Source organism: Roseinatronobacter thiooxidans (assembly GCF_001870675.1).
Taxonomy (GTDB): Bacteria; Pseudomonadota; Alphaproteobacteria; order Rhodobacterales; family Rhodobacteraceae; genus Roseinatronobacter; species Roseinatronobacter thiooxidans.
The window spans coordinates 18,588-30,030 of sequence record NZ_MEHT01000006.1 but is presented as its reverse complement, the minus strand read 5'-3'; the positions used below and the strand labels follow the sequence as shown (position 1 = coordinate 30,030).

The window sequence follows — 11,443 nt, the reverse complement described above, 5'->3', positions numbered from 1 at the left end:
GACAGCTATCGCTTCAAGGCAAGCTCCGAAACCGCGAAAAAGAAACGGAGGGAAACACCAGCGTTGACGCCAGAATGACACGCAGAACATAACAACCGGGTGGGTCAGATCTCGGTGACAATGCCGGGTCAGTTCTCAGTGACAATCAACAGATCAACGAAGCGGGGGACCTGCGTCGAGGTCTGGCCCACCACCTCCGCTCGGCGCTGCCGAATGCTGTATACGTTGCCTTCACTGGGACACCGGTCGAACTGGTAGGCGCCAACACGCGCGCGGTTTTCGGAGACTACATCGATGTCTACGATATCGCCCAAGCCGTTGAGGACGGCGCGACGGTTCCGATTTTCTACGAGGCCCGTGTCGCCAAGATCGAGCTTGATGCCGAAGCCGTCGCTACGATCGATGACGAGTTTGACGAGGTTACGGAAACTCTTGAAGAAGGGGACGCCTCGAAGGCCGCTCAGAAATGGTCGCGGATCGAAGCGCTTGTCGGCGCCGAGAAACGTCTTGATGCAGTCGTGGCCGACGTCCTACATCATTTCGACGCGCGCCTTGAGGCTATAGACGGCAAGGCCATGATCGCTTGCATGAGCCGCAGGATTTGCGTTGAGGTCTACGACCGGATCATCTCCGCAATGCCGCATTGGCACAGTGATAACGACGAGACGGGTACCGTGAAGGTCGTGATGACTGGAAACGCAACCGACCCCGCATCTTTCCAGCCTCATCTCCGAAGCAAGACGAAACTGGAAGGGTTGAGGCGGCGCTACAAGGATGCTTCGGACCCCCTCAAGCTTGTCATTGTTCGGGACATGTGGCTTACGGGCTTTGATGCGCCTTGCATGCACACTCTCTATGTCGACAAGCCGATGCGCGGCCACGGGCTCATGCAAGCGATCGCCCGGGTCAACCGTGTTTTCTCCGGAAAGCCTGCGGGTCTCGTTGTCGACTACATCGGTCTCGCAGCAGAATTGAAGAGCGCGCTGGCTCACTACTCGCAAGGGGATCAGGAGCAGACTGGCATCGACGAGCGCGAAGCCGTTGGCGCCTTTATGACGACACTGGACGTGATGCGCGGGATCTTCCACGGGTTTGACTACAAAGCGGCATTGGGCGCGACCGGGGCCGAGCGCTTGGAGATCCTTCCGCGGGCGGTGAATCATGTACTCGGGCAGGCACGGACAGACCCGACCGCGTCAGAGAAGCCCTTCGGGACCCGGTTCCAAGACGCTGCGGCCAACCTCGTCAGGGCTTTCAAGCTTGCTGCCGGGTCCACGGAAGCCGCCACGCATGCTGAAGAGGTTGCCTTCTTCCTTGCAGTGCGGTCGGCCTTGAAAAAGCTGGACGTGGGCTCGACAACCGGAAGACGGACCGATCCCGACTTTGCGATCGAGCAACTCCTAAATCGAGCCGTGGCGTCGACGGAGGTCGTCGACATCCTTGAGGCCTGTGGATTCGACCGCCCTGACATAAGCGTTCTCTCCGAAGAATTCCTGATCGAAATCCAGAACCTCGAATACAAGAATCTCGCCGTCGAGGCATTGAAGAAGCTTCTCAACGGTGAAATCAAGGCGCGCATGCGCGGCAATGTTGTCCAGAAGGAGCGTTTCTCCGACCGCCTCAACGGCGCTATTGCCCGCTACCACAACCGCAGCGTCGATGCTCTCCAAGTCATCCAGGAGCTGATCGCTCTTGCGAAGGACCTGAAGGCGGAGCCCGAGGACGACCTCAGCGATGCGGAGCGTAGCTTCTATGACGCCCTTGCCCAGAACCAGAGCGCAGTGGAGGTCATGGGGAACGAAGAGCTACGGATCATCGCGACCGTGCTCGTCAACTCGGTCCGCGATAGCTCTGGGGTTGATTGGTGGCGACGCGATGATGTGCGGGCAAAAATGCGGGTGGCGGTGAAGCGCATCCTACGCCGCCATGGCTATCCGCCTGATCTTCAGGCGGAGGCAGTAATGTTGGTGATCAAGCAGGCGGAGGCAATGGCACAGCTGGTTACCTGAGCGCTTGCGACTTGATCGAGAGGATAAGGTGGTCTTTGTGGTCACTTCTCGCCCGAAGCGGGAGTTCCGTGTCCGCAAGGATAGGAGAAAACGAGCTACCGACTTTTACCTCGCTGTGAAATATAGAATTTACAAAGCGTTAGGATGTGGGGTCTGCATCCAAGACGCTCCTCCGCTACCATCGTAATAACCCCCGTAGAGGTTCCGGCCTTTTCGGGGGTTATTTCGTCTTTGATGAAGGGTTCCAGCCAGCTTTCGGCCTCGATCATGAGTACCCTCCATGGCACGCGCGCATGTTGCGATCTGGCGTAATGTTGCCAGCGGCGCATCGGTCAAGCCCAATTCCCAAAAGGCTCGTTTGGCCACAAGCAGGCGCGCGCGATCGGGAGGGGCGTTCATACGCCCGCCATCCACAGCCCCGCCGGCCCCTTCTGGCAGACATGGCAGATCCTGGCGGCGACCATGCATAAGATAATGTACCAGCGGGTTTAGACAGCTGGCCCGTGCAGACGGGTTGGCATTCAGATAGAAGCGCGTATCGAAGCGTGAACTGGGGTTGCGGCCCAAGGCTGCCCCGATGCGCAGGTAATGATCAATCGGATGCATGCCTGTCTGGGCAACATCCGGATATCCACTTTCATACCAGCGCGCATGAACAAGCTTTGAGGCTTGCAAGAGGGCGCGCTGCTGTTCATCATCCATCGTGTTCGATCGGCTCCGGACAGGGTCAGTCTACACCACCCGACTTTGACCGCAATTTTCATGTCAGGCAGCCCTTATGTCAGGATATCCCGCATACAAGGCGCTCTGGTCCAGCCTAACGCTGCTGGCGCAGCACTTCCAGCCCTGTCGCCAGCAGACGCATGGCTGCGTCATGGCTTTCGGCTTCCGCATAGAAGCGCAATTCAGGGGCATTGCCCGACGGACGTAGGTGGATAATCCTGCCCGAGGACAGCGTTAGACGCAGCCCGTCGGTCCGGTCCATTGTCGCGACGCTGCCAGCTCCAAAGCACGCCACGAAACTTACCAGTGCGTCACGGTCCTCTGCCAGTTTTGTCACCAAAGCTGCCGACCTGTCAGTTGGCACATCTTGCAGACGGTCGGCAGCAGTGAACCGCGCGGGGCTACGCGCCACAAGCGCAGCAAGACCGTCGCGCCCCGCGGCGACCAATGGCGCAAGGATCGGCAAATGGCTGTCACGCGTCATCAACCGAGGCAGAGGGCCCGCGGGGCCTGTCGCGTCAAAGCCCAACAGAAAGCCGCCATTGGCTTCATAACCCACGACTTGCGTCTCACCTGCGCTTTCCATGCCCGCAATCACAAAAGGCGAGCCGATTTTCGTACGAATAATCCGGTCAAACCCCAGCGCTTCAACGCCTGTATTCGATGAAACGGGTGTGACCACCACCCGCGCGCCCAAGGCCTGCGCTGTGATCTGGCCCAGAACATCGCCGGCAACCACCTGCCCCGTGGCATCGGCAAGCAACGGGCGGTCGCCGTCGCCATCGGTCGAGACAATGGCGTCAAGCCCGTGAGTGGCCACAGCGCGCGCCAAGAGCGCGCGGGTGTCGTTGCTGACGGCTTCAGTATCGATGGGGATAAAACGTGTGGCGCGGGCAATTTCAACAACCTCTGCGCCAAGCGCCCGTAATGTCGCAATCAGCAAATCGCGCCCGACCGCACTATGCGACCAGACGCCAATGCGCTGGCCAACAAGCGCTTGCGCGCCGTAAGCCCTGAGATAACGGGAGACGAAATCGGGGCCAGGGTCGGTTTGTCTAAGGCTACCTTGCCGCCCCCCAAGGGGCGCAGACAGGCCCAGATTGGCCAGAATTCCAGTTTCCTCGGCCTTTGTGATCTCTCCTGCGGGTGTGTAGAATTTAAGCCCGTTACGATCGGCGGGGATATGACTACCTGTAATCATGACAGCCGCAGCACCCGCGCCCATCGCCCCCAAGGCCAGCGCAGGCGTGGGGATGGCACCGCAATCTGTGACATCGACACCAGCCATGCGCGCCGCTGCAATCACATCGAATGCGATGCGCGGTGAACTGTCGCGCAGATCACGCCCGACCCAAAGCCCCGTTCCAACAGGGCAGGCCCGCAAAAACGCCGTGACATGCGCGCCAATCAGATCAGGCGTCAAGTCTGTGACCAGCCCGCGCAGACCACTTGTGCCGAATTTCGGAGCCATCAGCCCTTCGCCCCCTGCCCGCGGGCATAGATATCTTCATAGCGAATAATGTCATCCTCGCCCAAATAGCTGCCGGTTTGCACTTCGATCAGCACCATCGGCACCTTGCCGGGGTTTTCCATGCGGTGAACGGCCCCCAAAGGAACATAAACCGACTGGTTTTCTGTCACCAGTTGCACCTGACCGTCAATCGTGACTTTGGCAGTGCCTTCGACGACGATCCAGTGCTCTGAGCGGTGATGATGGCTTTGCAGGCTGAGTGCAGCGCCGGGATGGACATGGATACGCTTGACCTGAAAGCGGGTGCCCATGGCTAGGCTTTCAAACCAGCCCCAAGGGCGGTGATCGGTGGGAAATTGGGTGGCCTGAAGCGCGCCGCGCGCCTTGAGTGCCGCAACCGCGTCTTTGACATCTTGTGCCTTGGATTTATGCGCCACCAGCACCGCATCGCCCGTCGCAATCGCAACGATATCCTCAAGGCCAATGCCCACCAACTCGACCCGATCGGTTTCCGAGCGCAACAGTGTGCCGGTGCAATCAAGTGCTGTGGCGTGATCCGAGATCACATTGCCCGAAGCATCCGGTCCGCTTTCCTGCCAGACAGCCTCCCAACCGCCAAGATCAGACCAGCCCGCGCTATAGGGCATAACGGCAAGATGAGACGCTTTCTCCATGATCGCATAATCGATGGAAATATCGGGCACATCCGCCCAATGCGCAGGGTCAAGGCGGGTAAAGCCAAGATCGCGCCGTGCCTGCGTGACCGAGGCCCGAACAGGGGCAAGGATGTCGGGTGCATGGGTTGCAAACGCCTCTATCAGCGCCTGTGCCGTGAACAGGAAAATACCGGCATTCCACAGGTAAGTGCCCGAGGCGACCATTTCGGCAGCGCGCGCTGCATCGGGTTTTTCGACAAAACGCTTGAGTGCTTGTGGTGTGGTCGCAGTGCTTTGGGCGCCTTCGGCCAGTTCAAGATAGCCATAGCCCGTCTCGGCCCGTGTGGGCATGATCCCGAAGGTGACCAGATAACCTGCCTGCGCGCGCGGGGCGGCGGCCTGAACCGCCGCGCGAAACGCTTCTTGGTCGGGGATGACATGATCCGAGGGTGCGACAAGCATCAGCGCCAATGGATCGTGTTGCGCAAGCCCAAGCGCGGCGGCCAGCACAGCAGGGGCTGTGTTGCGCCCCTCTGGTTCGATCACAATGGCACTGGGGGCCAATTCGCAAGCTGCAAGCTGTTCTGTGACAATGAACCTAAAATCATTGCCCGTCACCACGATAGGGGCCGCGAAATCCGCGCCAGAAAGCCGCTTTGCTGCCTGTTGAAACAGGCTGTCATCGCCCGTGATCCGCGCAAATTGTTTGGGAAAAGACTTGCGCGACAATGGCCAAAGTCGTGTGCCGGACCCGCCACAAAGAAGAAGGGGGTAAATCAAGCCGGTCATTGAAATTCTCCTGCAATATACGGGCGGATTACATCAGAGTCGCGCCATATCACGGTTGTTCAGGTACCAGCGATAGGCATCGGCGATCCCCTCTTCAAGGCCAATCCGCGCGCGCCAGCCCATAGTGGCCAGCCGCGACACATCCATCAGCTTGCGCAGAGTGCCATCAGGTTTGGTCGGATCTGTCTTGATCCGCCCCTTGAACCCTGTCACCCCGGCAACAATCTGCGCAAGCTCAAGGATCGACACATCCGTACCTGATCCGACATTGATATGGCTCAGCATGGGTTGGGTATTGGCGTCATACTGCGCCTTGGGCAAATCAAGCACGAACAACGAAGCTTCGGCCATGTCATCAACATGCAGGAATTCCCGTCTTGGCGTGCCTGTCCCCCATATGGTGACGCTTTCGGCCTCTGCCTCGGCAGCCTCGTGAAAGCGGCGGATCAGGGCAGGCAGAACATGGCTGTTTTCTGGGTGGAAATTGTCGCCCGGCCCGTACAGGTTTGTGGGCATGACAGAACGGTAATCGGTGCCATGCTGACGATTATAGCTTTCGCACAGCTTGATCCCTGCGATCTTGGCAATCGCATAGGGTTCATTGGTCGGTTCCAGAACGCCTGTCAGCAACGCATCTTCGCGCATTGGCTGGGGCACGGCGCGGGGGTAAATACAGGATGATCCAAGTTGCAAAAGGCGCGTCACGCCGGCGGCAAAAGCCTGATGAATCACATTGCATTCGATCATCAGGTTTTCATAGATGAAATCGGCGGGATAGCTGTGCTTGCGCGCGATGACGCAATATCAGAAACTATAGATTGCAGGTGCCGGAAAGCGCGACTTCCAAATTGAGAGATAAACTCTACTTTTGATTGCCACTGGCTCGCCTCCACCAGTCTTTACTCCGCATCTCTGCCAACCGTGAGGCGGTACGCCCGAATTCGAAGGCACCTTCGCCAGCGATATAGAGGGCATCAGGCTCTGCATCGGCCGAAATCACAAGTTTCACCTGTGCCTCGTAAAGCATGTCGATCAAGGTGACGAAGCGCTTGGCCTCATTGTCGCGCGCGCGTGTCAGAACCGGCACATCTTCGAGGACGAGCACATCGATGGACCGTGCAAGTGCAAGATAATCCGCGACGCCCAATGCGCGGGTGCAGATTTCGGTAAAATCCGTGCGCAAGGCGCGCCCCACGGCGCGCGGGAATTTCTGGCTGCGCCCATGGGCCGTGACGATCAGCGGGGCCTCTTTCTCACCGTTCGTAATGTCTTGCCACAGTGTATCAATCGCTGCTCGCGCCGCGTCGCCTGTCGGCAGGAGATAGACATTATTGTCCTGCACGCGCTGGCGACGGTGATCGGTCGGGCTGGCGAGTTCGTGAATTTCCATCCGCGCTTTGATCAGATCGATGAAGGGCAGGAAAACATCACGGTTCCAGCCTCCTTCATACAAGGCGTCCGGATGACGATTCGAAGTGGCGACCACAACGACTCCACGCTCGAACAACCGCTGGAAAAGGCGACCGACCAGCATTGCATCCGTGATATCGGTTATCTGCATTTCGTCAAAGCACAGCAGGGTTGCCGTATCGGCGATCCTATCTGCAACAGGTGTTACAGGATCGTCCACTGCACGTTTGCGTGCCTCCACGATCCCGGCGTGGACTTCCTGCATGAAGGCATGAAAATGCACGCGACGCCTTGGCTGAACCGCGACCGACTCGAAAAACAGGTCCATCAGCATCGATTTGCCGCGTCCTGCCTCGCCGTAGATATAAAGACCTGGAAGTTGTGCCTGTGTCAGGCTTTCACGTCCCCAACCGAAAAACCCCTGGGCGATCCGCTTGGGTGTTTTGGGCTGGTAGTCGTGCAAACGTCCGGCGAGCATCTGCAGCTTTTCGGCAGCATCAGCCTGAGCAGAATTGGGCGAGATCACACCCTGCGAGATCAGGTCGCGATACATCCGCATCGGCCCATTGTTCATCCTGCGCTCCAAATTTGTGGCAGAGCCAGTCCGCACAGCTCGGCCGCCTTAATCAATCTACACCTGTATCGATCAATCCACTTTCAACCACCAGGCGGAAGGCATCCACGGTGCGCTGATAATGCGTGGCAAGCAGTTCACATCCGCGGTCAGCGTCACGTTGCAGGACTGCGTTCAAGATTTCGCCATGCTCGCGCTCTACATCGGCCCGATAGGGCGTACCGGCACCAACCACCGCCGCACGGCGATAACGATCGCATTTGTTCGCAAAACCCTGTTGCGCATGCAAAAGCCAAAGAGAGGGGCAGCCGGACAAAAGCGCACTGTGGAACTCTGCATTGGCATTTTCCCAACGCGAGAGATTGTCGGCCTCGCCTGCCAGCATCGCAGCATCCCATTTTTTAAGGATGTATCCAGCGGCCACAACACGGCTTTCCCAATCTTCTGCCCCATGTTTGATCGACAGGCGAAGGGCGGCTGTTTCAATTGCCGTTCGTGCTATGTTCAGGTCCACAAATTCATCGATCGTCAGAGGGGCCACTTGAAATCCGCGCCCGCCCCGCGCAATTACCAGATTTTCCGCTGTCAGGCGTTGCAGTGTTTCACGCAACGGCGTCGGACCGACGCCATAGACCCGGCTCATGCGGTCAATCCGCAAAAACTCGCCTGGCTTTCGTCGGCCCGAAATAATATCAGCCTTCAGCGCACTGTAGACGCTTTCGACTGTTGACTGGCTTGTCCCCCCCTGCAGTTGAGTGATTGTCTCTGGGCCGGATACCGGACTACTCATAAATTTCCCCCCTTGAATAAAAAACGTTATCATTCAGACCCGCGCACGGCTTTTGGTCCGTGGCACGGCACACACGATGCCATGAAGGACGCGTATCGCACCGGCCATAGACGCGTGACCTAGCCGCCCTCAGATAAGCCGACAAGTCTGAGCGATCACGAAATCCCAATTCTGAGTTCATATTTCTGAATATCCAGCCCATTCGTCAGAGTTTTCATATGATTACCGTGTCTCAATCCTGCAGGCGCGCGACTGCCCGCGCAGTCAGGACCTGTGTCAGACTGGCACGGTATTCAGCGCTACCGTGCAGATCAGAAATCATATCGACATCCGGTCGGTCCAGTTCGTTTACGGCGTCTGCGGTGAACCGCTTAGATAAAGCCTCTTCAGCCGCCGTCCAGCGAAAGACCCCTTCCTCGGAAGCACCTGTGACAGCGACACGCACCGCGTTATCATACCTGGCGACAAAGACACCCGTAAGCGCGAAACGGGACGCGGGTTGCCAGAATTTCTCATAATGCGCCGCAATCGGTATGGGAAACTCCACTGCGCGGATAAGCTCGCCTTCTTCAAGATCGGTTGCGAACATGCCCAGAAAGAAATCATCCGCCTGAATGCTTCTTTTCGTCGTCATGATTGTCGCCCCGCTCGCCAGAACTGCAGAGGGGTAACATGCAGATGGGTCGTTGTTGGCCAGACTTCCACCAATGGTGCCCCTGTTGCGAACTGCCGGATCACCGATATTGGCAGCCAGATCGGCTAGCGCAGGGAAATGGGAACGCGCCTGGTCAGCGACAGTTGCGTGGGTTGTCATGGCCCCGATGCGCAACCTCCCTTCTTTTATGCTGACGCCCTGCAATTCAGGTATTGCGCGCAAACTTACCAGGGTCGCGGGTGCTGCCAGCCGTGCTTTCAGGGTCGGGATCAGCGTCTGTCCGCCGGCCAACACCTGAGCTTCTTCCTCTGCCAAGGCTTCCAGAGCCTTATCGAGAGATTTCGGTGAGATCAGATCAAATGCATACATATTTTTCTCCTTGTCGGGCGCCTTTGGCACAGATCACGGTTATCCAGCGTCCGCGCTGTCAAGCTGACCCGAGGCCGCCAGCGCCGCCTTGACAATATTGGCATATCCGGTGCAGCGGCAGATATTGCCTTCAAGATGGTGGCGTATCTGTGCCTCCGTGGGTTTGGGGGTATCACGCAAAAGGGCTGACAGCGACATTATCATCCCCGGCGTGCAATACCCGCATTGCAACCCATGATGGTCCTGAAACGCCTTTTGCAGGGGAGAGAGGCTACCATCCGCATTCTCCATATCCTCGATCGTGCGGATCTCTGCGCCATCCAGTTCGCCTACGAATATGGTGCACGACTTTACGGACAGTCCATCCACATGAACAGTGCAGGCCCCACATTGGCTGGTGTCGCAGCCGATATGGGTTCCTGTCAGTTGCAGGTTTTCACGAAGGTATTCGACAAGAAGTGTGCGCCCTTCGACTGTCGCGGTGATACCGCGTCCATTTACGGTCATGGTGATTGTCTGCATCGGTTAACTCCTTGAACACGGGCCACAGGTCGCGGCCGATCCTGTATTTTCCAATCAATACCACCCCAGCGCGAGCCACCAGAAATGCGCGGCGACCAGCGTGATCGGAGTGGTGACAAGCGCGAGCAACAACAAGACACGGGTCGCATCGCCCAGCGTGACCCCCGCCATGGCAATGGCTAGCATCAGCGGCGGCAACTGATATGGCAGCAGCGGTGTCGCATATCCCAGAACCTGGCTCATCGCCACGGCATCGACGGTCCACCCCGTGATGTTGGCAATTTCACCGAAAAGCGGCGCTGTCATGGCGGGGGCCACTGGCATCGTCGTTGCCAGCGATGTCAGTGTCGCAACCGCCATCAGCGACAACAGTCGCACAGGATCTGAAGACGTTTCCAGCGGTAGGCTGGCGACAAGGATACGCGACAATGCCTCACCCCCACCCGACGCCGTCATCACGGCACCGATACTCAGCACCGCGCCGATATACAGCAGCATCGGAAACGCTGTGTTGAACGGCATTGCCTTCAGGTCGGTAATCCGCATGAAGGGCATCACGCATAACAGCGCCGCACCCAGCCCGATCCATGCGGGCGAAATCCCATGCAGGAAATCAAGGCTCCAGAGTGTCAGGGTCACACCCAGAATGGCTAGCAATCGTATGGCCGGCCCTGACAGTTGTGCTTCTGCAGATTTCTCGACGGCGACATCTGGAACCGGATCATCGCGGAACAGATATGTCAGGATGATGACCAGAGCGATGCCCTTGACCAGCCCGATCACCGGGAAATGCAGCAGGATATACGGGCCGAATGTCAGGGTCACACCATAAAGCGATTCCAACGCCCCAGCGAGCACGATGTTCGGAAGGTTGGCTGGCAGAAAGGTGATTGGCACGATATAGGTGCCCACCGCTGCCGCCAGCACAATCCCGGCGCGCCCCTTGCTGGCGTGGCGATAACCGACCTCGTCGCACAAGGCGATCACCAGCGGCAGCAAGACGGCCACACGCGCCAATGTGGATGGCAGGATAAGCGCCAGCCCCGAGGCAAAGATCACGATCAGCGCGATCCGCAAGCCATACCCCAGCGATGCGAAACGCGCTTTCAGGAAGCGCGCGGCGAACCATTGCGACAAGCCCGTCTTGGATGTGCTCGCGCTCAGAATAACACCAGCAAAGATCAGCCAGAAAGCCGTGGTGGTAAAGCCAGAGAACACGACCGCAGGCTCTAGCCCCAGAACTGTCACCGCTCCCAGCAGGAACAGCAAGCCTGTCAACGCCTCTGGCAGGACGCCAAGCGCCCAGAAACCGACTGCGATCGCAACCAGCGCAAAGCTTTCCGGCATGCCGGTCGGCGCCCCCGACAGACGCAAGGTTACCGCCAGGCCAATGCTGACCAAGACAACGATACCGGCGCGCAAACCGGTCCCGCGTGTTATTTGTGCCGCAACAGCACCGGCGCTTTGCGTCATGG

9 protein-coding genes and 2 pseudogenes are annotated in these 11,443 nt (G+C 58.3%); 2 read left to right on the top strand and 9 right to left on the bottom strand.

Features of this window, described 5'->3' with window-relative positions; translation table 11 throughout:
• Nucleotides 1-152 precede the first annotated feature (152 nt).
• A pseudogene (locus tag BG455_RS17520) lies at nucleotides 153-431 on the top strand (hypothetical protein); the annotation flags it as partial.
• Nucleotides 432-518: 87 nt separating this feature from the next.
• A complete protein-coding gene (locus BG455_RS03130) occupies nucleotides 519-2,009 on the top strand; it encodes a type I restriction enzyme endonuclease domain-containing protein (RefSeq protein ID WP_071468515.1) in 1,491 nt (496 codons plus the stop codon).
• Nucleotides 2,010-2,138: 129 nt separating this feature from the next.
• Here the strand turns inward: BG455_RS03130 and BG455_RS03125 are convergent, their stop codons facing one another.
• From BG455_RS03125 to BG455_RS03085, 9 genes and pseudogenes are all read right to left on the bottom strand, one after another.
• The gene (locus BG455_RS03125) at nucleotides 2,139-2,711 is read right to left on the bottom strand and encodes a hypothetical protein (protein WP_071468514.1); all 573 of its coding nucleotides are present in this window, start codon (nucleotides 2,709-2,711) and stop codon (nucleotides 2,139-2,141) included.
• Nucleotides 2,712-2,826: 115 nt separating this feature from the next.
• Nucleotides 2,827-4,203, bottom strand: coding sequence for a phosphomannomutase (locus BG455_RS03120; protein ID WP_071468513.1), 1,377 nt, complete (start codon nucleotides 4,201-4,203; stop codon nucleotides 2,827-2,829).
• On the bottom strand, nucleotides 4,203-5,648 hold the full coding sequence (locus tag BG455_RS03115; RefSeq protein WP_245735458.1) for a mannose-1-phosphate guanylyltransferase/mannose-6-phosphate isomerase: 1,446 nt from the start codon (nucleotides 5,646-5,648) through the stop codon (nucleotides 4,203-4,205). Before BG455_RS03115 ends, BG455_RS03120 begins: the two co-directional genes overlap by 1 nt.
• 33 nt (nucleotides 5,649-5,681) lie before the next feature.
• Nucleotides 5,682-6,443, bottom strand: a pseudogene (locus BG455_RS03110) (GDP-L-fucose synthase family protein); the annotation flags it as partial.
• A 67-nt stretch (nucleotides 6,444-6,510) separates the two neighbouring features.
• On the bottom strand, nucleotides 6,511-7,632 hold the full coding sequence (gene zapE / locus BG455_RS03105) for a cell division protein ZapE (protein ID WP_071468512.1): 1,122 nt from the start codon (nucleotides 7,630-7,632) through the stop codon (nucleotides 6,511-6,513).
• Nucleotides 7,633-7,684: 52 nt separating this feature from the next.
• On the bottom strand, nucleotides 7,685-8,422 hold the full coding sequence (locus BG455_RS03100) for a GntR family transcriptional regulator (RefSeq protein ID WP_071468511.1): 738 nt from the start codon (nucleotides 8,420-8,422) through the stop codon (nucleotides 7,685-7,687).
• A gap of 232 nt (nucleotides 8,423-8,654) precedes the next feature.
• Complete coding sequence (locus BG455_RS03095) at nucleotides 8,655-9,446, bottom strand: FAD binding domain-containing protein (protein ID WP_071468510.1); 792 nt, start codon at nucleotides 9,444-9,446, stop codon at nucleotides 8,655-8,657.
• A 39-nt stretch (nucleotides 9,447-9,485) separates the two neighbouring features.
• A complete protein-coding gene (locus BG455_RS03090) occupies nucleotides 9,486-9,968 on the bottom strand; it encodes a (2Fe-2S)-binding protein (RefSeq protein WP_071468509.1) in 483 nt (160 codons plus the stop codon).
• A 54-nt stretch (nucleotides 9,969-10,022) separates the two neighbouring features.
• On the bottom strand, nucleotides 10,023-11,441 hold the full coding sequence (locus BG455_RS03085) for an SLC13 family permease (protein WP_071468508.1): 1,419 nt from the start codon (nucleotides 11,439-11,441) through the stop codon (nucleotides 10,023-10,025).
• Between the last annotated feature and the right edge of the window lie 2 nt (nucleotides 11,442-11,443).